Origin of the sequence: Embleya sp. NPDC008237 (assembly GCF_042956465.1) — a bacterium.
In the GTDB taxonomy this organism is placed as follows: domain Bacteria; phylum Actinomycetota; class Actinomycetes; order Streptomycetales; family Streptomycetaceae; genus Embleya.
The window spans coordinates 1-25063 of the sequence record NZ_JBIBGL010000005.1; the positions used below are offsets into that span (position 1 = coordinate 1).

The 25063-nt window shown below is 72.0% G+C and carries 23 protein-coding genes and 2 pseudogenes; 10 read left to right on the forward strand and 15 right to left on the reverse strand.

Annotated elements, in window-relative coordinates; genetic code table 11:
- Both ACFZBU_RS13850 and ACFZBU_RS13855 read right to left on the reverse strand, forming a co-directional pair.
- Positions 1-782: pseudogene (locus ACFZBU_RS13850) on the reverse strand (Fe-S oxidoreductase); the annotation flags it as partial.
- Positions 783-1084: 302 nt separating this feature from the next.
- Positions 1085-1810, reverse strand: coding sequence for a DUF4386 domain-containing protein (locus ACFZBU_RS13855; protein WP_391583756.1), 726 nt, complete (start codon positions 1808-1810; stop codon positions 1085-1087).
- 139 nt (positions 1811-1949) lie between these two features.
- On the opposite strand from ACFZBU_RS13855, the gene ACFZBU_RS13860 reads away from it, so the two are divergent.
- On the forward strand, positions 1950-2648 hold the full coding sequence (locus ACFZBU_RS13860) for a TetR/AcrR family transcriptional regulator (RefSeq protein ID WP_391583757.1): 699 nt from the start codon (positions 1950-1952) through the stop codon (positions 2646-2648).
- Between the two features lie 150 nt (positions 2649-2798).
- Here ACFZBU_RS13860 and ACFZBU_RS13865 read toward each other — a convergent pair whose 3' ends face one another.
- Positions 2799-3356, reverse strand: coding sequence for a GNAT family N-acetyltransferase (locus ACFZBU_RS13865; protein WP_391583758.1), 558 nt, complete (start codon positions 3354-3356; stop codon positions 2799-2801).
- A gap of 439 nt (positions 3357-3795) precedes the next feature.
- Here ACFZBU_RS13865 and ACFZBU_RS13870 point away from each other — a divergent pair.
- Both ACFZBU_RS13870 and ACFZBU_RS13875 read left to right on the forward strand, forming a co-directional pair.
- Positions 3796-4059, forward strand: a pseudogene (locus tag ACFZBU_RS13870) (siderophore-interacting protein); the annotation flags it as partial.
- Positions 4060-4109: 50 nt separating this feature from the next.
- The gene (locus tag ACFZBU_RS13875) at positions 4110-4283 is read left to right on the forward strand and encodes an SIP domain-containing protein (protein ID WP_391583759.1); all 174 of its coding nucleotides are present in this window, start codon (positions 4110-4112) and stop codon (positions 4281-4283) included.
- 87 nt (positions 4284-4370) lie between these two features.
- On the opposite strand, the gene ACFZBU_RS13880 is transcribed toward ACFZBU_RS13875, so the two are convergent.
- Together ACFZBU_RS13880 and ACFZBU_RS13885 are read right to left on the reverse strand one after the other, a co-directional pair.
- Positions 4371-5909 carry an aldehyde dehydrogenase family protein gene (locus ACFZBU_RS13880; protein WP_391583760.1) on the reverse strand — a complete coding sequence of 513 codons (1539 nt, stop codon included), beginning with the start codon at positions 5907-5909 and terminating at the stop codon, positions 4371-4373.
- 179 nt (positions 5910-6088) lie between these two features.
- Positions 6089-7489 carry a 2-oxoadipate dioxygenase/decarboxylase family protein gene (locus tag ACFZBU_RS13885; RefSeq protein WP_391583761.1) on the reverse strand — a complete coding sequence of 467 codons (1401 nt, stop codon included), beginning with the start codon at positions 7487-7489 and terminating at the stop codon, positions 6089-6091.
- Positions 7490-7735: 246 nt separating this feature from the next.
- Here ACFZBU_RS13885 and ACFZBU_RS13890 point away from each other — a divergent pair, with 246 nt between their 5' ends.
- A complete protein-coding gene (locus tag ACFZBU_RS13890) occupies positions 7736-8335 on the forward strand; it encodes a GNAT family N-acetyltransferase (protein ID WP_391583762.1) in 600 nt (199 codons plus the stop codon).
- Positions 8336-8584: 249 nt separating this feature from the next.
- Here ACFZBU_RS13890 and ACFZBU_RS13895 read toward each other — a convergent pair whose 3' ends face one another.
- Entirely contained in the window at positions 8585-9583 is a 999-nt protein-coding gene (locus tag ACFZBU_RS13895) for a zinc-dependent alcohol dehydrogenase family protein (protein WP_391584337.1), read from the reverse strand.
- A gap of 146 nt (positions 9584-9729) precedes the next feature.
- On the opposite strand from ACFZBU_RS13895, the gene ACFZBU_RS13900 reads away from it, so the two are divergent.
- Positions 9730-10065 carry an ArsR/SmtB family transcription factor gene (locus ACFZBU_RS13900; protein ID WP_391583763.1) on the forward strand — a complete coding sequence of 112 codons (336 nt, stop codon included), beginning with the start codon at positions 9730-9732 and terminating at the stop codon, positions 10063-10065.
- Positions 10066-10095: 30 nt separating this feature from the next.
- On the opposite strand, the gene ACFZBU_RS13905 is transcribed toward ACFZBU_RS13900, so the two are convergent.
- From ACFZBU_RS13905 to ACFZBU_RS13945, 9 genes are all read right to left on the reverse strand, one after another.
- Positions 10096-10704 (reverse strand): hypothetical protein, encoded by a 609-nt coding sequence (locus tag ACFZBU_RS13905; RefSeq protein ID WP_391583764.1) that lies wholly within the window; start codon positions 10702-10704, stop codon positions 10096-10098.
- Positions 10705-10941: 237 nt separating this feature from the next.
- On the reverse strand, positions 10942-11754 hold the full coding sequence (locus tag ACFZBU_RS13910) for a hypothetical protein (protein ID WP_391583765.1): 813 nt from the start codon (positions 11752-11754) through the stop codon (positions 10942-10944).
- Between the two features lie 592 nt (positions 11755-12346).
- Positions 12347-12790: a DUF4440 domain-containing protein gene (locus tag ACFZBU_RS13915; protein ID WP_391583766.1), complete on the reverse strand. Its 444-nt coding sequence runs from the start codon at positions 12788-12790 to the stop codon at positions 12347-12349.
- Between the two features lie 101 nt (positions 12791-12891).
- Positions 12892-14085 (reverse strand): amidohydrolase family protein, encoded by a 1194-nt coding sequence (locus ACFZBU_RS13920; protein WP_391583767.1) that lies wholly within the window; start codon positions 14083-14085, stop codon positions 12892-12894.
- Positions 14082-15086, reverse strand: coding sequence for an ABC transporter ATP-binding protein (locus ACFZBU_RS13925; protein WP_391583768.1), 1005 nt, complete (start codon positions 15084-15086; stop codon positions 14082-14084). Before ACFZBU_RS13925 ends, ACFZBU_RS13920 begins: the two co-directional genes overlap by 4 nt.
- A complete protein-coding gene (locus tag ACFZBU_RS13930) occupies positions 15083-16111 on the reverse strand; it encodes an ABC transporter ATP-binding protein (RefSeq protein WP_391583769.1) in 1029 nt (342 codons plus the stop codon). The genes ACFZBU_RS13925 and ACFZBU_RS13930 overlap by 4 nt, the downstream gene beginning before the upstream one ends.
- A 5-nt stretch (positions 16112-16116) precedes the next feature.
- A complete protein-coding gene (locus ACFZBU_RS13935) occupies positions 16117-17031 on the reverse strand; it encodes an ABC transporter permease (RefSeq protein ID WP_391583770.1) in 915 nt (304 codons plus the stop codon).
- Positions 17028-18149, reverse strand: coding sequence for an ABC transporter permease (locus ACFZBU_RS13940; protein ID WP_391583771.1), 1122 nt, complete (start codon positions 18147-18149; stop codon positions 17028-17030). The genes ACFZBU_RS13935 and ACFZBU_RS13940 overlap by 4 nt, the downstream gene beginning before the upstream one ends.
- Positions 18130-19755 carry an ABC transporter substrate-binding protein gene (locus ACFZBU_RS13945; RefSeq protein WP_391583772.1) on the reverse strand — a complete coding sequence of 542 codons (1626 nt, stop codon included), beginning with the start codon at positions 19753-19755 and terminating at the stop codon, positions 18130-18132. The genes ACFZBU_RS13940 and ACFZBU_RS13945 overlap by 20 nt, the downstream gene beginning before the upstream one ends.
- 455 nt (positions 19756-20210) lie before the next feature.
- Between ACFZBU_RS13945 and ACFZBU_RS13950 the strand changes: the two genes are divergently transcribed.
- From ACFZBU_RS13950 to ACFZBU_RS13970, 5 genes are all read left to right on the forward strand, one after another.
- Complete coding sequence (locus tag ACFZBU_RS13950; RefSeq protein WP_391583773.1) at positions 20211-20747, forward strand: helix-turn-helix domain-containing protein; 537 nt, start codon at positions 20211-20213, stop codon at positions 20745-20747.
- A 162-nt stretch (positions 20748-20909) separates the two neighbouring features.
- Entirely contained in the window at positions 20910-21830 is a 921-nt protein-coding gene (locus tag ACFZBU_RS13955) for a dihydrodipicolinate synthase family protein (RefSeq protein WP_391583774.1), read from the forward strand.
- A complete protein-coding gene (locus ACFZBU_RS13960) occupies positions 21830-23014 on the forward strand; it encodes an NAD(P)/FAD-dependent oxidoreductase (RefSeq protein WP_391583775.1) in 1185 nt (394 codons plus the stop codon). The genes ACFZBU_RS13955 and ACFZBU_RS13960 overlap by 1 nt, the downstream gene beginning before the upstream one ends.
- Positions 23007-23525 (forward strand): (2Fe-2S)-binding protein, encoded by a 519-nt coding sequence (locus ACFZBU_RS13965; protein ID WP_391583776.1) that lies wholly within the window; start codon positions 23007-23009, stop codon positions 23523-23525. The genes ACFZBU_RS13960 and ACFZBU_RS13965 overlap by 8 nt, the downstream gene beginning before the upstream one ends.
- Complete coding sequence (locus ACFZBU_RS13970) at positions 23525-25048, forward strand: FAD-dependent oxidoreductase (protein ID WP_391583777.1); 1524 nt, start codon at positions 23525-23527, stop codon at positions 25046-25048. The genes ACFZBU_RS13965 and ACFZBU_RS13970 overlap by 1 nt, the downstream gene beginning before the upstream one ends.
- Positions 25049-25063 lie beyond the last annotated feature (15 nt).

Sequence of the window (25063 nt, forward strand, 5' to 3'; positions counted from 1 at the left end):
TGCAACGCACCCAACGCAACCCCACCATCCGCCTCACGCTTGAAGTAGATGTTGAAGAACGCCAGAAAACGATGCCACGCCACACCCATGCTCGGCTTGAGGCCGATGGTGATCGCCCACGTCATCGAGATGACGATCTTGATCGTCGCGACGAGGTAGATCAGGTTCTCCAGCGTGCCGTCGGAGAGCCCTCCGAACGCGGACACCAGGGGGTAGCTCACCCAGTAGCCCGGCTCGTACGCGTCGACTCCGGCGAGCGCGCCCTCCAGGCCGCGGAGCAGCATGATGCACACGCCCACCGAGCCGACCACGAACTCGACGAAGTAGGCCTGGCCGAACCGGGATCCGGCGAACCGGCTCTTGCGCCCGGCCCGCCGCGGGTGGCTGAGCTGTCGGATCGTGATCAGCACGAGGATGCCGACGATGGTCATCAGGCCCATGAACTCGGTGAAGACCTCGAACACGTCCCAGTGTCCGAGACCCCACAGGGCGAACTCGGGCGAGAAGAGCTGTCCGTACGCGTTGACCAGGGTCAGGATCAGCGCGCCGAAGCCGATCATGACGAACCAGTGGGCGGCGCCGACGATGCCCCAGCGGAGCATCCGGGTGTGCCCGACCGTCTCGGTGAGCATCGTGCGCAAACGGGTGCCGGCCGCGCTGGTCCGGCCGCGCACGGGCTGCCCGAGCTTGACGAACGAGTAGATGTAGGCGGCGGTGCGCCCGAGTAGGGCGAACCCGATCACGCTGATCAGCAGCGAGATCACGATCCCTGCGAGCTGCATGGGCGTTCGACTCCTCCGGTGGGACGTCCCTTCCGGGGCGTGTATCGGCCGACCGGGCAAGGCCCCTTGAGCACCTTACCCATTGGTAACTTGATCACTGCGTCGATGATATCCGTCCGCCGAACGCCGTCGACCTCCCGGGTTTTGCCCGTTCCGTCGCGACGCCGGACGACCGTGTCCTGCTCGTGCGTTCCGCGCCGACCCCGACCGGCTCGCCAGTTGTGTGACGCACCGTCAGATCAGTCAGGATGCATGCTGCCATGCCACGGCCGCGGAAACCGCAACAGGTCCCGGCATCGTGATCACACCGATTCCGACACCGCCATCCGGCGGCGCCTCGAAAACCGTCGGCGTGCCTCGACGGGAGACGCATCGAAGCCCTTCGCGATCAGCCGGACGGCCAGCGCCACTTCCCACCCGAAGACCGGGACGGCTGCGATCGACCCCACCACGGAGACCTGTTCGTAGAGCCCGAACAACACGGCCGTCGCCGAGGCGCAGATCAGCGGCCCGCCGATCAGCCCGCACACGGCGATCGTTCGCGGCACGAGTCGGAAGGCGTACACCAGAGCCGCCAGTATCACCGTGTTCGCGCCCAGGATGAAGTTGGGGCCGAACAGGAAGGTGCAGTCGTGGATCGCCAGCAGGGACTCGGCGACCATTACGGCCGCGTCGACGTCGCCGGCACCCGCCCGCTCCCGGCGCAGCGTCACGATCGACACCGTGGCGACGATCCCGACGACGATGACCGCGGCTTCGAGCAGCCGAAGGCAGACGTAGCCCAGAGCGGCTCCCTCGTGCCGCTTCCTGAGGACCGGGTACAGCGTGACCGCACTGCCGATGATCGCGATCACCAGCACGATCTCGCACAGCGCCCCCGCCAGGACTCGACCGTCGGCGCCCGACCCGAGGACGTAGCGCGAGTCGGTCAGGACGGGGCGATACAGCAGCACCCCCGCGATCGCGGCCACCTCGGTGACGAGGAAGAGCACGCCGGCGATCATCGCGGTCCCTCTGGTCGGCTTCATCCGGACTCCATTCCAGGACGGATCGACCCACGGACGGACCCGCCGGGTCGAGGTGTACGGCGTACACCTCGCGTTCAAGGTAGGCGTACGCCGTACACTCGTCAAGCGCGAACACCGGTCGGCGAAGGGGTGCAGGGAGATGGTCGAGACGGCTCGGCAGTCGGAGACCACCCGCCGGGTCCCGTTGAGCCGGGATCGGGTGTTGCGGGCCGGGGTGGCGCTCGCCGACGAGGTCGGGATCGAGTCGCTCAGCATGCGCCGGCTCGCCCAGCAGCTGGGCGTGGTGCCGATGGCGCTCTACAAGCACGTGGCCAACAAGGACGAGCTGCTGGACGGCATGGTGGACGTCGTCGTCGGCGAGGTCGAGCCGCCCGTCCCCGGCTCGGACTGGAGGAGCGCGGTCCGCCGGCGGATCCTCTCCGCGCGCGAGACGCTGCTACGGCATCGCTGGGCGTACCGGGTGATCGAGTCGCGCAACAGTCCGACCCCGGTCCTGCTCGCCTATATGGACTCGATGATCGGGATGTTCCGGGCCGGCGGCTTCTCCGTGGACCTCACCCATCATGTGATGCATGCCCTCGGCAGCCGCATGCTGGGTTTCACCCAGGAGCTGTTCGACGACTCGCCGGCCCCCGGATCGGCACCGGCGGCCCTGCCGCCGGAGGTCGCGGAACGGTATCCGCACATCGCGGAGCTGGCGACGACCCGGGCCCACGACCCGGCGTCGACCGTCGGGGCGGGGTGCGACGACCGGTTCGAATTCGAGTTCGCGCTGGACCTGCTCCTGGACGGATTCGACCGCCTGCACCGGCAGGGGTGGACGTCCGGCGGGCACTGAGCCTCCGGCGGCCCGCCCGCGCCCGGTCTGTCGACAGGCCCTGGGCACAGGCACGCGCCCCGGCCCGACCACGAGCCGACCTCCGGGCCCGGGGCACCCGCCGGCAGGCTCCCGGGAAACCGCACGCCGGCCCGTGCGTCGACGCGGGGGTCAGGCGGTGCCGCGTACGGCGAGCCATTCCGGGGCCAGGACGGACCAGATCTCGGTGTCCTGGCGCACGCCTCGGTAGAGGTGGTTCTGCCGCTGGACGCCGTCGCGGGTCATGCCGAGGCGCTTGGCCACGTTGATGCTCGGGGTGTTCTCCGAGGACACCAGCCACTCCACCCGGTGGATCCCGCGCTCTCGGATCGCCCAGTCGATGATCACCGTTGCCGCACGGGTGACCAGCCCCCGGCCGGCGGCGGCCGGTTCGAGCCAGCAGCCCGCCTCGCAGTTGCCCGCAGGCGCGTCGAAGACCCGGAAGAGCACCCCGCCGACCAGCAGCCCGTCCAGCCAGATGCCGTACAACCGGCCGGCGTCGGCGGCGGTCTTGTCGGCGTAGGACTGGAGCCAGTTCCGCGCGGAGTCGAGGTCGGCCGTGGCGTCGGAAAGCCCGATGTGGCGGCCGACGTACTCCCGCCCGCGGTCCATGTGGGCGAGGAACTCCTCGGCCCGCCAGGGCTCCAGCGGCCGCAACTCGGCTCCGTCGCCCAGGGATGTCGCGAACATTCTCGTCCTTCCGCCATGGCCGTGCAGATCCGTCTGTCGATCAACCGTTCGGATCCTAGTGCCGCGCCCGAGCCTGGCGATCAAAGCCGATCGGAAAAGTGAGCAGCCCGCCCCGGACGCGGGCGCGAGTGGGCCCGGCACGCGGGCGTTCGTGCTGCTCGCGGGGGTGTGGTCGCCGTCCGGTCGGCGCCGTGACGAGCCCTGCGGCGGCGTGCGAAAAGCGAGTATCGCGCGCAGTGAGTAATTGCTCATAATTGGGCCGTGACCTGGGCTTGGGGTCGATGGCCGGGCCGGATTCGGCCGGGCCGGGGCCGATGCGGGCGCACACCGATGCGCGCCGATGCGCCCGGCCCGGCCCGCTGCGCTCCGATCCCCGACGAAGCTGCGACAGCGAGGAGCAGAGATGTTACCGAAGGTGCAACTGCCGGAAACGCGGCGGATGATCTCCCTGACGGTGCGTGAGAACACGCGCCTCAGCCCCAACTTCGTGCGTCTGACGCTCGGCGGATCCGAACTGGAGCATCTGCACGATCCGGGGTTCGACAAGGGCGTACGACTGTTCTTCCCGCGCGAGGGTCAGGACGAGCTGCGCATGCCGAAGCTCTCCAACAATGCGTGGATGGCCGAGGTGATGCTGCTGCCCAAGGCGCGTCGACCCTGGGTGCGCAACTACACGATCCGCGCGTTCCGCCCCGAACTGCACGAGATCGACATCGAGTTCGCGCTGCACGGTGACGCCGGACCGGCGTCGGCATGGGCGCCGTCGAGTCCGCGACCCTGCCCACGGGCCCGTTCTACACGTGGGCCGCGGGCGAGCACGGCCTCCCGACCGGTCTGCGCGGGCACCTGGTGAACGAGCGCAAGGTCCCCAAGTCGGACATCGCCTTCTTCGGCTACTGGCGCCACGGCCGCTCCAGCCCCGGCTGAGCGCACCCGCACGCGGTCCGGGTGCCCGCCCGGATCCGCGCCGGGCGCCTCCTCCCGCCCGGCGCCGAGATCGTGCCCCTGCCGGTCTCAGCCGAAGTCGACCCCCTGGGCGAGCGGGAGTTCGTCGGAGTAGTTGACCGTGTTGGTCGCCCGGCGCATGTACGCGCGCCACGCGTCGGATCCGGACTCCCGGCCGCCGCCGGTCTCCTTCTCGCCGCCGAACGCGCCACCGATCTCGGCGCCGGAGGTGCCGATGTTGACGTTGGCGATCCCGCAATCGGAGCCGTCCGCGGCCAGGAACAGTTCCGCCTCGCGCTGGTCCCGGGTGAAGACGCCGGACGAAAGCCCGTGCGGCACATCGTTGTTCAGGGCGATCGCCTGATCGAACGTGCGGTAGGTGAGCACGTAGAGGATGGGCGCGAAGGTCTCCTCCCGCACGATCTCGGTCTGCCCGGGCATCCGCACGATCGCAGGACGCACGTACACCGCGTCGGGCGCCTGCGCTCCGAGCACCCGCTCGCCGCCGACCACCACGTCGCCGCCGTCGGCCCGCGCCCGCTCCAGGGCCGCGGCCATCGCCTCCCCCGACGCGGCGGCGATCAGCGGCCCGACCAGGGTGGTGTCCGCGAACGGATCGCCGATCACCAGCTCCGCGTACGCCCGGGTCAGCCGCGCGACGAGCACGTCCGCGACGTCCTCGTGCACGATCACCCGGCGCAGCGTGGTGCAGCGCTGTCCGGCGGTGCCGGCCGCGGCGAAGACGATGCCGCGCACGGCGAGGTCCAGGTCGGCCGACGGCGCGACGATCACCGCGTTGTTGCCGCCGAGTTCGAGCAGGCAGCGACCGAACCGGGCGGCCACCCGGGGGCCGATCTCGCGGCCCATTCGCACCGACCCGGTCGCGCTCACCAGCGCGACCCGCGGATCCTCGACCAGCACCTCGCCGACCGCACGATGCCCCGGCACCAGGCGATGCAGGTCGGCCGGCGCGCCGACGTCGGCGACGGCCCGGTCGAGCAGCGCGGCGCAGGCCAGCGAGGTGAGCGGGGTCAGTTCGGACGGCTTCCATACCACGGCGTCGCCACAGACCAGGGCGATCGCGGTGTTCCACGACCACACCGCCGCCGGGAAGTTGAAGGCGGAGACGACACCGACCACGCCCAACGGGTGCCACGACTCGGACAGCCGGTGCCCGGGTCGCTCCGAGGGCATGGTGCGCCCGTAGAGCTGCCGGGAGAGCCCGACGGCGAAGTCGCAGACGTCGATCATCTCCTGCACCTCGCCGCGCGCCTCGGTCCGGATCTTCCCGGCCTCCAGGGTGATCAGTTCGGCCAGGTCCTCGTGGTGTTCCCCGAGCAGTTCGCCCAGGCGTTTGACCAACGCCCCGCGTACCGGCCCGGGCGTCGTGCGCCAGACGCCGAACGCACGATGCGCGGCGCCGACCGCCTCGGTGACCTGCTCCGGCGTGGCGGAGGCAAGCCGGCGCAGGATGCCGCCGGTGATCGGGGTGCGCGCGGTCAGGTCGCCGGCGTCGGGGCCGGGCACGGCGCCACAGCGATGCAGACACGCCTCCGCCCGGGCGCGCAGCCGGTCGGTGTCGGGAAGAGTGGTGGTGGAGTCGGGCATCGGGGCTCCTGGCCGGGACGGGGACGGGTGCAAGGTCGCGTGCGGCGTGCGGGTGCGTCCTGCGGGATCGGGACGGCAGGCGCTGGGCTCCGGGGACGACGAGCGGCCGGGGACGAAGGCGGGTACGGCGGGGGTGGCAACGGGCGCGGGGGCGCGGTGGTTCGTGCGGCGCCCGCGGGTCACGCCGGCGCGGCGGGCGCGAGGCCGAGGGCGGCGCGGGCCTCGGCCAGGGATGCCTGCTGTTGTGCCCCGTACAGGTCGACGGGATCGTGCACGGGTCGCCCGATGACCTCGGCCAGCCACTGCCGGTCGTAGTGTGCGCCGGAGCGGGCGGTGTCCCGGGTGCCGGCATCGGTGAGATTGGATTGGAAGATGCCGGCGGCGGAGCGCGGCAGGAAGTCCTCGTACACGATCGGTTCGGCGTCGATCCAGCCCTGGTCGAGGAGACCGGCCAGGTCCGCCGGGGGTTGTCGATCGGCGGGTCGCCGGTCGGCCGCGACGGCCCGGTAGGTGAAGAACGCCTGCCCGTTCAGCGCCAGTTCCCGTTCGGTGCGGGGGAAGCGCGCGGTCCACACCTCGCGGGCGATGCCGGCGCGGTCCGTCGGCGCTTCCCCTTCGGAGCGGCGATCGGTCTCGGCCATGAGGTCGTCGTACAGGGCTCGGCCGGTCGCGGTCAGGGCGATGCCCCGGGCCTCGACCTCGCCGAACCGCACCCGCAGCGGGGCGGTCCCGGTGCCGCCGTCGGCATCGCGGAAGCGCCGCTGCTCCTCCAGGGCCCGGAACGAGGTCTGGCGCAGCAGTACGTCGGGACCGTCCCAGCGGGGCGGGCCCTGGATCTCGTCGATCATGGTGATCCCGCGCCGTCCCATCTCCCGGTAGAGCCGGTCGATGTCCAGCACCCGAGGGGTGAGGTGGTTGATGTGCGTACCGCTCACCCCGCCGATGTCGGCGGCCACCGCGGACACCCGGGCCAGTTCCTCGTACCAGGCCCGGTCGATCGGCGTGGTGGACAGCCGGAAGGCGTCGACGGCGAGCGTCAGGAAACGTTCGGCCGACTCCGGGTCGAGCCCGGCCTCGCGCTCGGCCCGTTCGGCCAGCTCCGACAACTCGGCGGGGAAGAGCTCGCGTGCGGCCAGGAAGGCCTCCAGCCGGGCCTGGAGGTCCGGATCGAAGTATCGGCGATCGGCCGTGGTCAGCAAGGAGGTGAAGACCCGGAAGGGGTTGCGGGCCAGTTCGGCCGGTTCGATCGGGCGAAAGGCCGTGGACACCACGGGAACCGAGCTGCGACTGGCCTCACGCAGGTCGTAGAAGCCGACCGGATGCATCCCCATCGCGCCGAAGATCGCCGCGACCCGACGCAACTCCCGGGCCGTGCCGACCCGGATCGCCCCGTGTCGTTCCGCCGCGACCCGTTCGATGCCGCCCAACCGACCGGCGGCGCCGTCGATTCGCGACACGTCCTCGTTGATCTCCGCGACCGCGGCCAGGAGTGTGGTGTAGGCCGGGACTTCGGATCCGTACATGTCCGACAGGCGGCGGGCGAAGGCGGCTCGCAATTGCCAGGCCGGCACGGTACCCATGGGTCCTCCTCGCTCGGGTCGGCACCGAGGTCGCCGCCTCGGTCCCGGGATCACGCAACCCTCGGGTCGTACCCACGCACCCGGTGTACGTACTCCCACCTTCCTCGCGACGCAGCCGCGCCCGTCCACGCCACGCCCTGCGGCCCGGTCACGGTGCCCCCGGCCGGGCGAGGCAACCGCGGGGCGGGCGGGCGCCCCGTCGGGCCGGTGCCCGCCCGCGGAATCGGGGCCGGAACAATGTCCGCCATGGAACCGAAGATCGAATTGGTCCGACCGACCGACGCCGACGACCGGCTGCGCGCGGAGATCCACCGGATCTTTCACGATGTCGCGCGCCTCGGCGGCGCGATCGGCTACCTGTCCCCGCCGGGCAAGCCCACCACCGACGCCTGGCTGGAGGACGCGCTCGCCGCCGTCCGGATCGGCGACGCGACGCTCGTCGTCGCCCTGGTCGACGGCGACGTCGCCGCGACCGGCCTGTGGCGGCGCCGGCCGGAACCGGTCTTCGCGCACACCGCCGACGTGGAGAAGGTGATGGCCCACCCGACCAGCCGCGGCCTGGGGCTGGGCCGCCTGTTGATGACGGCCCTGATCGACAGCGCCCGCCGGGCCGGCATCGAGACCCTCACCCTGGGTGTGCGGGGCAACAACCACGGCGCCATCGAGCTCTACGAGGAGTTCGGCTTCACCGTGTGGGGCCGCCTGCCCAACGTCATCGAGGTCGACAACGAGCGCTTCGACGACATCCGGATGGCCCTCGCCCTGGGCCACGGCCCCGACGTCGTGCTGCGCGGATCCACACCCGGCGGCCCCGGCTCCTCACCCCGCCGCCCGCTCCCGCGCTGACCGTCGCCGGCTCGCTCGCCCCGCCCGACGCGGACCGGGCCGACACGGACCGGGCCGACACGGACCGGGCGACGCGGAGCGAGCGACACGGAGCGGCCCGAGGCGGACCGGCTCGGACCGCCGCAGCGCCGGGGCGACCGGCGAAACGGCCGTCGTGCCCGCCGGCATCGTCCACGGAGCCTGAACAATGGGGATCGATCGCGGACGAACGGGCGGGTCACGGTCCGTTGCCGACGTCGGCCGGGCCGGTCAGTGCTCGACGGTGACCACGATCTTGCCGACCTGGGTGCCGGCCTCCAGGTAGCGGTGCGCGTCGACGATCCGCTCCAGCTCGAAGGTGCGGTCCACGGTCGGCTCGAAGGCTCCGCTGCGCAGGCCGGAGACGACGAACGCCTCGGCCCGGCGCAGCCGTTCCGGGTCGGTGGTGGTCTCCAGTGCGGTGTAGGTGCGCATGTTCAGCGCGGGCATGCCGAGGTCGAATCCCGGATAGGGGGTCACCTCGCCGCTGAGCGCGCCGTAGATCAGGAGCGTGCCACCGGGAGCGACCACCCTGGCCAGGTCCACCACGCCGGAGCCGGCGACCGCGTCGAAGACGAATTCGGCGCCGCGGCCTCCGGTGAAGGCGCGCACCCGCTCGACGATGTCCTCCTCCTCGGTGACGATCACCTCGGCGGCGCCGGCCTTGCGCAGTTGCTCCACCTTGGCCCGCGTGCGGGTGGTGGCGATCGGGACCGCGCCGACCCGGTGCGCCGTCCGGATCGCGGCCAGGCCCACACTGCTGGACGCGGCGGTCAGGACGACCGTGTCCCCGGCGCGCATCCCGCCGACCTCGACCAGGGCACCGTAGGCGGTCAGGTACGGCATCCACACCGCGGCGCCGGCGACCGCGTCCAGCGATTCGGGGCGGTGCAGCACGGCCGACGCGGGCACGATCGCACGTTCGGCGTAGACGCCGTAGTCGTTCATCGAGAAGGCGGGCACCACGCTGATCGGTCGGCCGACCTCGAATCCGGTGACCTGCGCGCCGACGGCCTCGACCACGCCCGCGGCCTCGACGCCGAGCCGGGCGGGGAACTCCTCCACGTCCTGGATGTAGTTGCCGCTGCGGAACAGCGCCTCGGCCCGGTTGATGCCGATCGCGTCCACCCGGATCGCCAGTTCGCCGGGCCCCGGGGCACCGAGTTCGACGTCCTCCACACGCAGCACGTCCGGCCCGCCGAGTTCGTGGAAGCGCACTGTCCTGACCATCACGCATCATTCCTTCCGGGCACTGGTGACACGGGACCGCGTCGACGTGCCTCACTCAAACGGAAGGTACGACAACTGTCAAACTTTGATGGCCATCGCACTTGATGTACGCCGTAGTAGCATGCGGGCGGGAGGTATGGACATCGATGGCGACAACGCAGCGCGGCGGAGAACGCGTCCCACCCCACCCGGACGTGCGGACGATCGGCCTGCAACAGGTCCTCGAGGCCCTCGTCGACCCGGTGCGCCGACGGATCGTCAGTGAGCTCTACGCCGCCCCGGAGCCGGTCAGTTGCGGCACGATCGAGCTGCCGGTGAGCAAGTCCACCGCCACCCACCACTTCCACGTCCTGCGCGAGGCCGGCCTCATCCGCCAGTTCTACGTGGGCACGTCGCGGATGAACGCGCTGCGCCGCGACGAGTTCGACGAATCCTTCCCCGGTCTGCTGTCCGCGCTGATGGCGAGTTCCGACCGCGGGTGACTCGACGTCGGCGGTGTTGCCGCGGGGCGCTCAGCTGCCGTAGGCCGTCCCGTTGCGTCGGTTCTTCTCCACCAGCTCCAGCCGGACGACCATGTCCGCGAGATACGACGAGAGTTCGTGCACCGTGCGCTCCTCCACGCCGTCCCCGATGGCGCGGAGGCAGTGCACCAGATTCGTCGCCCGGTCCACGAACAGGCCACCGGAGCGCACCGACGACGGCGCGCTCGCGTCGGCCGTGTCGATGCCGTCCAGCAGCGCCGCGAAGCCCTCCGGCCCCGGCAACCGGTAGTCCATCGAGAAATGGCCGCTGCGGGTCAGCACCAGGCCGTCCGAGGTCCAGCCCGCGACGTTCAGCGTCTCGCGCGTTCCCCGGAAGGAGGGTGCCAGCGGCCAGAAGTGCCGACCGCGACGCGCGAACAGTCCCGAGCGCGAACGATCGGTGTAGGTCTGCATCGGGATCCGCGACGCCTCCAGCCGCCGGCGCAGCGGCTCGACCAGCGCCAGGAGCGCCGGCTCGGCGACGGCCCGGGCATGCGCCCGACCGTCCTGTGCGAGCCGTCCTCGCGCCTGCTCGGCCCGGAGTGCGTCCGCCTCCCGCTCCGCGGCGGCCCGATACGCATCGTCGAATGAGGGAGCCAAGACGTCCACCCCGTGCAGGTGAGTCACGACGGCAACCGGGGTGAGCACCCCGACGACCGGAGCCCGGCGTTCCGGGCAGCACCGCCATCATGCAGGAACCGGGCACACACGCGGGTGACTTGCCCGACGAAGCAGGGCGCCCGCGTACCTCGCCCCCGGTGCGCCGGACCGGGACTTCCGCGACCGGACAGGCGAAAGGGGCCCCGACGAAGGTCGGAGCCCCCTGTCACCGCGTGCTCAGCGGACCAGTTCACCCGAGCCCGGCGGGCGGTGCTCCGGAACCAGCGCCTCGAAGCGTTCCGGGCGACCCGGCGCGGCGATGCCCCACGGGCTGGGCTGTTCCGGGATCCGGCCGAGGTACGTGGCCGCGCAGCCCACGGTCAGCAGGCCGGCGGTCACGATGATCAGGGCGTGCGGGTCGAGCCACTCCGGAGATCCGTCGGCGGCCAGCCGGGACACCAGATAGGTCGCGATCGTCGCGCAGCCCGCGCCGAAGGACATCGCCCGCGCGGTGCGGACCGCCTGTACGACCACCACGCCGGCCAGGAACAGGCACACCACGCTCAGCACCATCAACCAGGTCGCCGCATACGGGGGTTGGCGGATGCTGGAGGGGATCAGACCGGCCAGGGCCAGGCCCGCGCCGGCCAGTCCGACGGCCATCGGCCGGCGCACGTCCACGCCGGCGACCACTCCCGACGCGGTGAACGCGGGCCTGCCGCGCGACTGTCCCGTGCCCGCTGCGAACGACGCCCGCGCGGCGCCGGTCGGCCCGGAGTCCTCCGTCGGAAGCGACCCGGGTTGCTCGGCCCTGGGCTCCGGGGGCCGCCGGCCCTGCGCGGCGTGGGTGGGGTTGTTCAGCAACTCCGCGAGCAGGACGAGGTCGCTGACCGGCCGCTTCAGCGCGGCCTCGCGCAGCGCGTCCTCGGCGCTGACCCCGGAGCAGTCCTCGATGATCGCGAGCATCCGGGCCACGTCCGGTACGGGTCGGTTGACCACTGCCAGGCGCAGGAGTTCGTCGGCCGGACCCGCCGGTGCGACGACTGCCACGGGAACGGAGGGCACGGGCGTGTCCGGGGCCGGCCCGGTCGGATCGTAGACGGACGGTTCGTGATTCGGCGGCGACGACGGATCGAAACGCGACAGGGGGGACGGGGAGTCGAGGTGGGGTGGGGGCGACGCCACCGACTTCGCATCGGACGGGAATGCCATGACGCTATCTCCAAGGTCGACCTGCGGAACCGTTGCCGATGCGCGATCGTGTGTCGAACGCGCCCCCGAGGACCGGACACCCTCGTGTACCCGAGGTGTCACAGGCTCACTCGATCGTGGAGGGGGCGCACGCGTCACGGGCCCGACCGCGCCGGCTCCCGACACGATCGGACGCGGCCGGCCGGCGTCCTCCCCACCTGCGGTGTCGGTTCCGGCCGTTCCTTCGACCGGCCGAGCGCACTCCCCCGCGCGCGCCCACTCCCGCGCACGTGCCCACGGGGGTCGGGGGGGAGCGTTTGCCCGAGCGCCCGATCGGCTCCCGGACACCCGCATCCGGGCCGGCCACCCGTCCCGACGCCCGCCGTCAACGTGCCCGCCGTTCGCGACGACCCGGCCCCCGCGGCCCGTGGGCCGCGCAGCGGCGGGCGAGTTACGCCAGCAGGTCCTCGTGGTTGTGCACCACCAGCCAGCCGTGGTCGAAGCGGCGGGCCACCGCCGTGTTGCGGATGTGTTCGGAGGCCGGTGTCGAGCCGTCGGCGGCCGGCGCGAAGTCCACGCGCAGCGTGTAGCGGGCGAGGGCGGTGTCGTCCCAGACGTCGATCACCTCGTCGCTCGCGTGGATCCCGGTGACCACCGGCGCGTCCGGGCCCACCGGTCGGGCGGCGCGGATCCGGTCCAGATCGGCCCGACCGAACAGGAGTTCCGGTGCGGCCGAGTCCCAGATCGTGGCCTCGGGGTGGATCCGGCTGTCGATGCGTTCCCGGTCGCCGGCCGTGAAGCCGGCGTAGATGTCGAGCAGGGCGCTCCAGACGGCGGCCCGGTCCTCGGCCGACCCGGCGGGTCGGTGGGTGTTGCGCGCGGCGGCGTCGGTCATGGCACGAAGGTCCTTACGTCGTGGGTGGATCGGGTCGCGGACGTGGCGTTTCCCGGGCGGGGGCCGGCGAGGCGCACCCGCCGGGAGGCGTCCGCGACGGGTCAGGCGGCCAGGTCCTCGCGGACGATCCGGCCGCCCTGCATGACGAACGACAACCGGGCGAGGGCCGAGATGTCGTGCAGCGGGTCGCCGTCGACGGCGACCAGGTCGGCGGTGAAGCCGGGCGCGACCTGTCCCAGCCGGTCCTCGGCCTGCACCAGTCGCGCCGCGGTGGTGGACACCGACTGGAGCACGCGCAGGTTGTCCAGGCCGCCACGGGCCATCAGGAACATCTCGTACACCGCCGCCGGCACGCCCTCGACCAGGTCGGCGGGCGGGATGTCGGTGCCGTTGACCAGTTGCACACCGGCCGCGACCGCGCGCCGGAAGCTCTCCTGGTGCGGTTCGATCGCGTTCTGCGCGTTGGCGATCGAGGCTTCCTCGAAGCGGTTCTCCCGCATCCAGTCGAGCGAGTTGGTCACGCACAGCGTGGGGGTCACGAAGGCACGCCGGTCGGCGAGCAGGCGCGCGGTGTCGTCGTCGAGCGCATACGCGTGTTCGAAGGAGCGCACGCCCTGGGCCAGCGCGGCGCGGATCGCACCGGACTCGCCGGAGTGGGCGACCACGTACGCGTCGTGTTCGTGGGCGGCCTTGACCGTGGCGGCGATCTCCTCGTCGGTCATCTCCGCGTGCTCGAAGTCCTCGCCCTCGCGGGCCAGGCCGGAGTTGATGAAGATCTTCAGGTGGTCGGCGCCGGCGGCCAGTTCGCCCAGTGCGGCGCGGTAGAAGCCGTCCGGGCCGCTCGCGTAGGAGCAGTCCGCCCCCTCGCCGTGCCCGTGCGGTGTGGACAGCGCGCGGCCGGCGCCGAAGATCCGCGGAGCCTGGATCCAGCCGCGCTTTTGCGCATCGCGCAACACCAGGTCGATCTGGTTCTGTTCGTGCACGCAGCGCAGTGTGGTGATGCCGGCCCGCAGCGCGTCGTGCGCGCGCTGGGCGGCGCGGAACGCGGTCAGGCCCGGCGATTCGTCCTCGCGCGTGTCGGAGAACGGGAAAACCACCGACAGGTGCGAGTGGCACGAGATCAGCCCGGGCAGCAGATGCCGGCCGCCCAGGTCGTGCGCGTTCGCGTGGGGCGGCAGCGCGGCACGCACCTCGGCGATGGTCGATCCCTCGACCCGCACGCTGCGATCGCGCAGCACCTCGCCCGTGACGACGTCGACGACGTGACAGTTGGTCAGCCACATGAGTGCGGTCACCCTGCTTTCGTGAGGGTCGGCGCGAGGACGGTGCACGCGGCGCGCCGGCGCGGAAGGAACTCGACCAGTGCCGGTTCGCCGACCGCGCAGGCGTCGACGGCGATCGGGCACCGGGGGTGGAACCGGCAGCCGGCCGGCGGGAAGGCCGGGTCGGGCACGTCGCCGGGCAGGTCCACGGGCAATTCGCCGCTGCCGTCCGCACGCGGCACGGCCGCGATCAGGGCCTTGCTGTACGGGTGTCGCGGCTCGGCCCAGACCTGATCGGTGGGGCCGCTCTCCACGACGGTGCCCAGGTACATCACCGCGACCGTGTCGGCGATCTGTCGCACGATGGACAGGTCGTGCGAGATGAACAGCAGGCCCACGTTGCGCTCGCGGGCCAGTTCGAGCAGCAGGTTGGCCACCGACGCCTGCGCGGAGGCGTCCAGCGCGGCGATCGGCTCGTCGGCGACGATGCACGTGGGTTCCGCGGCGAGCACTCGGGCGATGGCGATGCGCTGGCGCTGGCCGCCGGAGAACTCGTGCGGGAAGCGGTCGGCGAACTCGACCGGCAGGCCGACCCGGTCGAGCAGTTCGCGGGCCACGCCGCGGCCGCGGTCGCGGGTGCCGCCGGCCAGGACCACGGCGTCGGAGATCTGTTCGCCGACCCGGCGGCGCGGGTTCAGCGACGCGTACGGGTCCTGGAAGACCATCTGCAGGCCGCGTTGCCGCGTCGGTCGCGACCGCAGCCCCAGCGGGGTGACCGGGTGTCCGTCGAACTCGACGACGCCGGCGGAGGGCTTGAGCAGCCCGACCGCGGCCTTGCCCAGGGTCGACTTGCCGCAGCCGGATTCGCCGACCAGGCCGACCACCTGGCCCGGCTTCACCCGCAGGTCCACACCGGCCACGGCGCGCACGGCGGGTCGCCCCGGCGAGCGGTAGGACACGCTCACATCGCGCAGTGTCAGCCCGGTGTCCTTGGAGGTGACGGTGACGGTGGACGTGACGGAGGAGACGGTCATGGGGTACCCACCTTCGAGGCGGCGACGGCGAGCGGATCGATCGGGCAGGCCCCGGCGTGGGTCGGCGTCAGCGCCAGCAGCCGCGGGCGCTCCTCCCGGCAACCGTCGACCGCGTACGGGCAGCGCGGATGGAACGCGCAACCCGCGGGCGCCTGGCCCAGCTTGGGCGGGGCGCCGACGATCGGTACGAGCGCCGCGGTGCCGCCGTCGGGGTGCGGCAGCGCGTCGAGCAGGCCGCGGGTGTAGGGGTGTCGGGGTTCGCGCAGCACGTCCGCGCGCGGCCCGCTCTCCACGATCCGGCCCGCGTACATCACCGAAACCCGGTCGGCCAGCGCGGACATCACGCCCAGGTCGTGCGTGATGATCAGCACCGACAGGCCGTTCTCCCGGCGCAGCCGGTCCAGCAGGCGCAGGATGCCGGCCTGCACGGTGACGTCCAGCGCGGTGGTGGGCTCGTCGGCGAGCAGCAGCGCCGGATCGCAGGCCAGCGCGATGGCGATGGCGATGCGCTGGCGCATGCCGCCGGAGAACTGGTGCGGGTAGCGGCGCAGCGCCCGCTCGGGGTCGGGGATGCGCACCGTCGCCAGCAGTTCCACCGCGCGGGCGTTGGCCGCGCGCTTGTCCAACTTCTTGTGGTGGCGCAGGTGTTCGGTGAGTTGTTTGCCGATGCTCAGCATCGGGTGCAGCGAGGTCATCGGGTCCTGGAAGACCATCGCGACGCGGTTGCCGCGCAGGTCGCGGACCTCACGCGGGGTCACCGTCAGCACGTCCTGGCCCTCGACGAGCATCCGCCCGCTCGCGCTGCCGCCCTGGGGCAGCAGCCCGAGCAGGGCGAGGGCGGTCATCGTCTTGCCGGAGCCGCTCTCGCCGGCCAGGCCGACGATCTCGCCGCGGCCCACGGTCAGGTCGACGCCGTCGATGGCGCGCAGTCGTTCGCCGTCGGGTCCGGGCAGTTCGACGACGAGGTCGCGGATCGCCAGCAGCGGCTCGTCGTCGACCGCCGGCGGGGTCGGGGTGTCGTTCATGTCCGTCACTTTCGGATCGCCCGTGCCGTACGCGGATCGAGCGCGTCGCGCAGGGTGTCACCCAGGAAGTTGAAGGCGAGCACCGAGAGCAGGATGGCCGCGCCGGGGAAGACCGCGACCCACCACGCGTCGAAGTTCGCCGAGCCCGCGTTGACCATCGCGCCCCACTCGGCGGCGGGCGGTTGCGCGCCCAGGCCCAGGAAGGACAGTCCGGACAGCAGCAGTACGGCGTTGCCCAGGTCGAGCGCGGCGAGCACGGCGACCGGGCCGGCCAGGTTGGGCCGCAGGTCCACGGCCAGTACGCGCCACCCGGAGGCGCCGAGCAGCCGGTCGGCCTGGACGAAGTCGGACTGACGCAGGGTCAGCACCAGTCCGCGGACCACGCGGGCGTAGGTGGGCCAGCTGACGATCACCACCGCGAGCACGGCGTTGGTCAGGTTGGGGCCCAGTGCCGCGACCACGGCCATGGCCAGGATGATCGCCGGGAAGGCGAGCACCAGGTCGGCGCAGCGCATCACGACCATGTCGATCCAGCCGCCGAAGTAGCCGGCGACCGCGCCGAGCACGGTGCCGATGACCATGGCGAGCACGACCAGGAGCAGGGCGAGCGGGAGCGAGATGCGGGTGCCGTGGATGACCCGGGAGAGGATGTCGCGGCCGAGTTGGTCGGTGCCGAACCAGTGTTCGCCGGACGGCGACTGGTACTTGGGCCATTTCTGGGCGAGCGGGTCCTCGGGCGAGATCAGCGTTGCGAAGATCGCCGCGATCAGGAAGGCGCCGATGATGACCAGCCCGGTGATGGCCAGGGGGCTGCGCCACGGCGACTTGCCCGGGCGGCGCTTGCGACGCGGGGCGGGGTCGTCCGTGCCGGTGCGGTCGGCTCCGAGCCGATCGCCGAGGAAGAGGCGCGTGGCGTTCACGAGAGGCGAATCCTCGGGTCGATGACCCCGTAGAGCAGGTCCACGAGGAGGTTGATCACGACGTACACGACCGCGACGAACAGGCAGACGCCCATGATGGACGGCAGGTCCAGGTTCAGTGCGCTCTTGTACGCGTACTGGCCCAGGCCCGGCCAGGAGAGCACGTTCTCGACCAGGACGGTGCCGGCGAGCATGCCACCGAAGGTGAGCCCGGCGACGGTCAGGATCGAGGTGAGTGCCGGGCGCAGCACGTGCCGGCGGATCACGGTGAACTCGGGCAGGCCCTTGGCCCGGGCGGCACGGACGTAGTCGTTGCCGAGGGCTTCCAGGACCGCGGCGCGGGTGAAGCGGGTGAGCACGCCGATGTTGAACGCGGCCAGCACGCACGCGGGCAGCACCAGGCGGGAGAAGGCCTCGCCGAAGGTGCCGAGGTCGCCGGTGAGCAGCGAGTCGAGCGTGTACAGGCCGGTGATGTCCTCGGGTGGAATGGCGCCGGGCGACAGTCGCCCGCCCGCCTGGATCCAGCCGAGTTTGAAGGAGAAGAGATAGAAGGAGACCTGGGCGAGCCAGAACACCGGCATGGACACGCCCGCGAGGCTGACGACGCGGATGATCCGGTCCGGCCAGCGGTTGCGGGTCACCGCGGCGACGATGCCCAGTCCGACGCCGATCACCAGCGCCAACACGATGGCCACCAGCGCGAGTTCCAGGCTGGCGGGCACCCGGTCGGCCAGGTCGTCCCACACGGGTCGGTGGGTCTGCTGGGAGGTGCCCATGTCGCCGTGCAGGAGGTTGTCCAGGTAGGTGCCGTACTGGGAGGGCAGGGACTCGTTGAGCCCGTTCTTCTCCTTGAACGCGGCGACGGCGGCCGGGTCGTTCTGGGCGCGGTCGCCGAGGTTGGCGGCGACCGGGTCGCCGGGCACGGCGTGGGTGAGCACGAAGGCCAGGATCGTGATGCCCAGGCACAGCAGCAGCCCGACGGACAGGCGCACCAGCACGAAGCGGGCGAAGGGATGGGAGCCGCGCGCGGCCCGGGGGCCGGCGGCCGCACCCTTGGGGGGTGCGGCCGGCCGGGGGGTGCCGCGGTCGACCCTGGGGTCAGCCGAGCTTGTCGACATCGATGTACCAGATCGGGTTGTAGTGCAGGTTCTTCACCGAGTTGTTCGCGGCGATCACCTGTGCGGGCTGAAGCAGCGGCATGAACGGGCCGGTCTTGTTCATCGCTTCCTGGAGCTGCTTGTACAGCGCGACGCGCTCGGCGTCGCTGGTGGCGACCTTGGCCCGCTGGGCGAGGTCGCTCACCTCGGCGTTGGCGTCCTTCTTCCAGCCGGCGCGCAGGGCGACCAGTTCACCCGGGGTGAACGCGAGGTAGTCGCTGGCGTCGGGGTAGTCGGCCTGCCACCACCACAGGCCCATCGACTCGGTGCCGTTGCGGTAGGAGTCCAGCGCGGTCTGGGTCGGGGCCGGCTTGAGGTTGATGTTGATGCCGACCTCCTTGAGGTTGGCCTGCACCCGGGCGCCGAGGTCGCCGAAGTTGATCCCGTTGATGGTCACGTCGGAGGCGTAGTACAGGTCGACGCTGGGGTTGTTCAGCCCGGCGCGGGCCAACGCGGCCTTGGCGCGCGGGACATCGCGCTGCACGGCCTTGGCCGGGTCGAGCGCGCCGGTGAAGAAGCCGGGCACGATGCCGGCGGCCTGCGCGGAGCCGGCGCCGGCCACGTCCAGCAGGCTCTTGTAGTCCAGGCCGTAGCGCACCGCCTCCTGGAAGTCCTTGTTGGAGGTGGTCGGCGAGGTGGCCGGGTTGTCGTTGGTGAACAGGAACGCGGTGGTGGGCGTGGGCTGTTGCAGCACCTGCGCCTGGCCCTTGACCTTGACCGCCTGGTCCGGCGACATGTCCAGGGAGACCTGGCTCTCGCCGCTGAGCACGTTCAACTGCTGGGTGTTCGCGGGCACGTTGCGCACCACGACCTTGGCGTACTTGGGCTTGGCGCCCCAGTAGTTGTCGTTGCGGGTGAGGATGACCTCACTGCTCACGTCGTACTTGGTGATCCGGTACGGGCCGCTGCCCTGCGAGTCGGAGTTCAGGAACTGCTCGGCCTTGTCGCCCTGGTCCGCGCCCGCCGCGTCCGAGCCGCCGTGTGCGGCGACCGTCTTGGAGTTGACCACGCCCAGTGCGGGGGTGGCGATGCGGAACGGCAGCGCGGGGTCGGCGGCCTCGGTGGTGAGCACCACCGTGTGCTCGTCCTTGGCGGTCGCGGTGACGCCGTCGAGCAGGAAGGCCGGGTTGCCCTTGAGGTTCTTGACCCGGTTGAACGAGAACACCACGTCCTTGGCGGTCACCGGCGTGCCGTCGGAGAACTTGGCCTCCGGGCGCAACGGGAAGGTGAACGTCTTGGCGTCGGGGGCGGCCTCGAAGGACGCGGCGAGCAGCGGTACCGGCTTGGTCACGTCGCCGCCCGCGAAGGTCAGCAGCGTGTCGTAGACGGGGCGGGTGACCAGGATCCCGGTGGGCTCGAAGGTCCGGCCCGGGTCGGCGGTCTTGAGACTGAACGAGGTGTCGACGACGAGCGTGCCGCCGTCGCCCTGGGCGTCGCCGGACTGCTTCTTGGCGCCGCCGCACGCGGCGAGCATCAAAGCGGCGGCGACGGTGACCGCCAATGGGGCGGCGGCCCGACGCACGGCCTTGGCTCGGCGACTGTCCCCGATGGGGTGATTGCCCTGCATGGCGCACCTTCCTCAAGCCACCCGATCGGCCGATGACGGAACCGAGTGTTTGATCTGGCTGAACGGTGGGCTCGAAAGTAGGCGTCGCCGAACGTGATGGTCAATGGCTTTCTCGGCCGTCTCGGCATTTGGGACCAAAGATCCATTCACGGTGATCACTCGTGGACATGGAGCGACGATTTTTCGCCTTGATAACGGTTTGATGACTGCTCAGAGCCCACATGGACGTCAAAAGCCGCACCCGCCGACAACGCCGCGCCGGGCACCCGCAACCCGGCCTTCACCCATCGGCAACCCGGTGACCATCACCCGGGCGGCGCAGTGATCTTGACGGGGAGTCAGCTTCATGCTTATGTTCGCCCCGAAACGTTCAACCACATTGAACACGCCATGAAGCACAAGCCAGGATCCGCGAGTCGAGGGTGCTCGGCACCGGAGCGAACGGGGATCGGACCATGCTGGGTGACCGACTGCGCGAACTACGGCAAGCGCACGATCTGACCTTGCGTCAGTTGGCCGTCCAAGCCGGGATATCGGCGGGCATGCTCAGTCAACTGGAGAACGGCGCCGCGGAACCGAGCCTGAGCACTCTGCGCAAGCTCGCCCGCGTCTTCGACACCTCCATCTCGACCCTGTTCGACGATCCGGACGTACCGCGCGTGGCCGTGACCACGCGCGACCGACGCATGCGGCTCGGCGCGGCCCGCCAGCACATCACCTACTCCAGGCTCACCCCCGGATCGGGCGATCTCGAAGTGCTGGAGGCCGACATCGAGCCCGGCCAGGCATCCTCCGACGAGCCGTACAGCCATCCCTCCACGGAATGCGCCACCGTGCTCGCCGGACGACTCGACGTCGAGGTGGACGGCCGCGTCCACCGCCTCGAAGAGGGTGACGCGATCACCTTCGACTCGCGCCTGCCGCACCGGTTCGTCAACTCCTCCGACAAACCGGCCCGGCTGCTCGTCGCGGTGACGCCGCCGATGCCGTAGGGCCCGCGGCCGGGAACGGTCACGGTTGCGGCCACGCACCCTCGGGTGGGAACGGCGCACCGTTCCCGGCGGTCCCGACGGCCGGGAACGGACCACGTTCCCGGCTCCCACGGGTATCGCGTCACCCGGATCCCGCGTTTGTGCCCCGAAAGGACCGAGGGCATGGACCGCAACACCGTCGACTGGCACGGCTACATACCGGCCGTGACAACCCCCTTCACCTCCCAGGGCGACCTCGATCTCGCGGCCTGGGACGAACAGTTGGAGTGGTTCGCCGCCGAACGCCTCGACGGCGTCGTCATCGCCGGCACCACCGGCGAGTGGTACACCCTCACCGCCACCGAACGCGCCGCCCTGTTCACCCGCGCCGCCCGCCGGGTCCGCGGCCGGTACACCCTGCTCGGCGGCTGCAACGCCTACACCGCCTCCGCCGCGATCGGCCACGCCCGCGCCGCGCGCGCCGCCGGCCTGGACGGCATCCTGCTCACCCCGCCGCCTTACGTGGTGCCCAACTCGCGCGAGATCGTGGCCTTCTATGAAGAGGTCTGCACCGCCGTCGACATCCCCGTCTGCGTCTACAACTGGCCCCGGGGCACCGGCGTCGACCTGGACACCGACACCCTGAGCGCGCTCGCCGACCTGCCCAACGTGGTCGCGATCAAGAACTCCACCGGCGACTTCGGCTCCTTCGTCAAGGGCCTGATCGCCCTGCACGAGCGGGTGCGCTACTTCGGCATCACCACCGACCGGGTCGGCGTCGCGCTGATGCGCGGCATCGGCGGCGACGGCCTGATGGGCGCCGGCGCCGTGCTGGGCCGGGACCACCCCGACTTCTTCCATCACCTCGCCGCGGGCGACGAGGCCGCCGCACTGGCCGTGGGCGCCCGCGACCGGGTGCTGATGCAGGCCTGGTTCACCGCCGACTACGGGCCGCGCTTCGGCAGCGCACCGGCCATCCTCAAGCACGCCCTCACCCTGCGCGGCGTACCCGCCGGCCACCCGCGCCGCCCGCTGCTGCCGCTGACCGTCGCCGAGGCCGAACAGGTCCGCGCCACGGTCGCCGAACTCGGACTCCTGGCCTGATGACTCCCGGCCCGACCGAACCCACCGAAGTCCTGGTCGTCGGCGGCGGGCTGCTCGGCTGCGCGCTGGCCTACCACCTCGCCCGCGCGGGCGCCTCGGTCCGACTGATCGAGAAGGACCAGCTCAACCGGCACGCCTCCGGGCAGAACGCGGGCAGCCTGCACTTCCAACTCGAATACCGGATGATCCAACACGGCCCCACCGTGGCCGCCCGCGCCGCCGAGGCACTGCCGCTGCACCTGGACGCCATGCGCTCGTGGGCCGGCCTGGAGGACGAACTCGGCGAGCCGTGCGGCGTGCGCCGCTCCGGCGGCCTGATGCTCGCCGAATCCCCCGAGGACATGGCCCTGCTCGCGCACAAGGCGCACCTGGAACACACCCACGGACTGCACGTCGAACTGCTCGACGCCCGTGCCACCCACGAACGCGCCCCCTATCTCTCCGACCGCGTGATCGGCGCCGCCTGGTGCCCCGGCGAGGGCAAGGCCAACCCGCGCCTGGTCACCCACGCCTACGCCCGCGCCGCCCGCCGACACGGCGCCCGGATCGACACCGGCGTACGGCTGACCGCGCTGCGCCACGACGGCCGACGGTGGCTCGCCGAAACCGCGGGCGGGCATCGCACGGCCGCGCGCGCGGTCGTGGTCGCGGCCGGCGTGTGGACCGGCGAGGTGGCCGCCATGGCCGACATCCGGCTGCCCCTGGTGCCCGTCGCGCTCACCATGACGGTCACCGCCGCGGCGCCGCCGCTGATCCCGCACCTGGTCCAGCACGCCGGCCGCCGCCTCTCGCTCAAGCAGACCGAGGAGGGCAACGTGCTCATCGGCGGTGGCCGCGCCGCCAAGTTCGTCCAGCACGCCGGCGCCCTCGACCTGGACGCCCGCCCCGAACTGCGGCTGGACTCGGTGTTCGCCGGTGCCGACGCGGCGCGCGTGGTGCCGGCCGTACAGCGCCTGCCGGTGCTGCGCATCTGGTCCGGCGCCACCTCGCTGGCTCCCGACCAACTGCCCCTGCTCGGAGCCGTCCCGCGCCGCCCCGACTTCTTCGTCGCCACCGGCGGATCCGGCTTCACCCTCGGCCCCACCTACAGTCGCCTACTCGCCGAACAGGTCCTCACCGGCACCACCGGACTGCCCCTCGACGACTACTCCCCCGCACGGTTCGGAGCACTGAACTTTGTCTGACCACCCGGCGCAGGTGTCCATCACCCTCGACGGCCGCCCGCACACCCTGCCCCGCGGCCGCTCGCTGGCCGCCGCCCTGATCGCCACCGACCATCCCGTCACCCGGTACGACCGGGCCGGCCGGCCGCGCGCGCCCTATTGCGGGATGGGCGTGTGCTTCGACTGCGCCGTCACCGTCGACGGCACCCCACTGGTTCGGGCCTGCCAGGAGCCGGTCCGCGCGGGCATGCGCGTGGACACGGGGGGCGGGGTCGGCGCGGGTGCGGGTGTCGAGGCCGGCCGGGAGGTCGGCGCGGACGGGGGCGCGGGTGTGGGCACCGGCATGGAGGCCCGCCCGGGCGTGCGTGCCGACGCCGGCCGGGAGGTCCGTGCGGACATGCGTGTGGACGGTGGCACGGAGGACGGTCCGGACGTACGGATCGGCACGGGCACGGGCACGGGGAACGAGGCCGGAACCGGGAACGGCACCCGGAACGAAACGAACGCGCCCACCGAGATCGAGGACGTGTGATGGCCGCCACCGAACCGCAGGTGCTGATCGTCGGCGCCGGTCCCGCCGGTCTCGCTGCCGCCGTCACCGCCGCCCGACACGGCGCGCAGGTCCTGATCGTCGACGAACAGGCCCGTCCCGGCGGGCAGATCTGGCGCCGACCCGACCCCGACGCGGGCGGTCCCGATCCGCTCGCCGGCCCCGCGTACGACGCCGGCCGCGCGTTGCTCGCCCGGGCCGCCGCGCACCCGGGGATCACCTTCGCGCACGACACCACCGCGTGGGGCGTCTTCGGCACGCACACCACGCCCGACGGCTTCGCCGCGCCTCCCGGCACGCCCGTGCCCGAGGGCCCCCGGGTCGCGGTGCACGGCCCCGATGGGGTGGAAATCCTGCTGCCCCGCGCCCTGTTGCTCACCGCCGGCGCCTACGACCTGCCGGTGCCCGTACCCGGCTGGACCCTCCCCGGCTTCTTCACCGTCGGCGGCATCCAGGCCCTGCTCAAGGGTCACCGCACCCTCGCCGGCCGGCGCATCGTGCTGGCCGGCGCCCATCCGCTGCTGCTGATCGCCGCCGCGCAGCTCGTCCGCGCCGGCGCCGACGTCGCCGAAGTGGCCTTCGCCCAGGGCCTGCCCGGCCCCACCGAGCTCACCCGCGCACTCGCCGCGCTGCCCGGCAACCGGGCCAAGGTCGCCGAGGGCCTCGCCGCCGTGCGCACCCTGCGGCAGGCCGGCGTGCCCATCCACACGCACACCCTGCTCCTGCGCGCCGACGGCGAGGAGCACATCACCACCGCCGTATTGGCCAGGGTCGACCGCAACTGGCGTCCTGTACCCGGCACCGAACGCACCATCGCCTGCGACACCGTCGGCACCGGCTACGGCTTCGTCCCCTCCACCGAACTGGCCCGCCAGGCCGGATGCAAGGCAACCTGGAACGGGCCCGCCGGCGGCTGGGTCCTGGTCCACGACCACGCGATGCGCACCACCCTCCCGCACATCTGGGCGGCCGGCGAACTCACCGGCATCGCCGGCGCCGAACACGCGGTCGCCGCCGGCAAACGCGCCGCGCTGGACATCTGCCGCAGCCTGGGCCTCCTCGACAGCGCCACCCACGACCGCGAACTACCCTCCGTGGAACGCGAATTGGCCGTCACCACCCGAATGGCCAGGCTGCTCGAACACACCTGCGCACCCGATCGCGCCGCCCTGAACGCACTCGCCGAGGACGACACGCTGCTGTGCCGCTGCGAGGAGGTGACCTACGGACAGATCCGCCGCACACTGCGCGACAACCCCGGCCTGGGCACCGCCGACGCGGTCAAACTCCTCAGCCGGGCGGGCATGGGCCCCTGCCAGGGCCGCATGTGCGGCCCCGCCCTGGTCGAACTCCTGCACGAGGAAACCCACATCCCCCGAGAAACCCTCGGCCCCTTCACCGCACGCCCCCCGATCAAACCCCTCCCGGTCGCCGCCCTCGCCGAAGCCCACGACGCCACCACCCACACACCCCCGAATCCCGCCGGCCCCGAGACGCCCCGGTAGCGAGTCGACACTCGG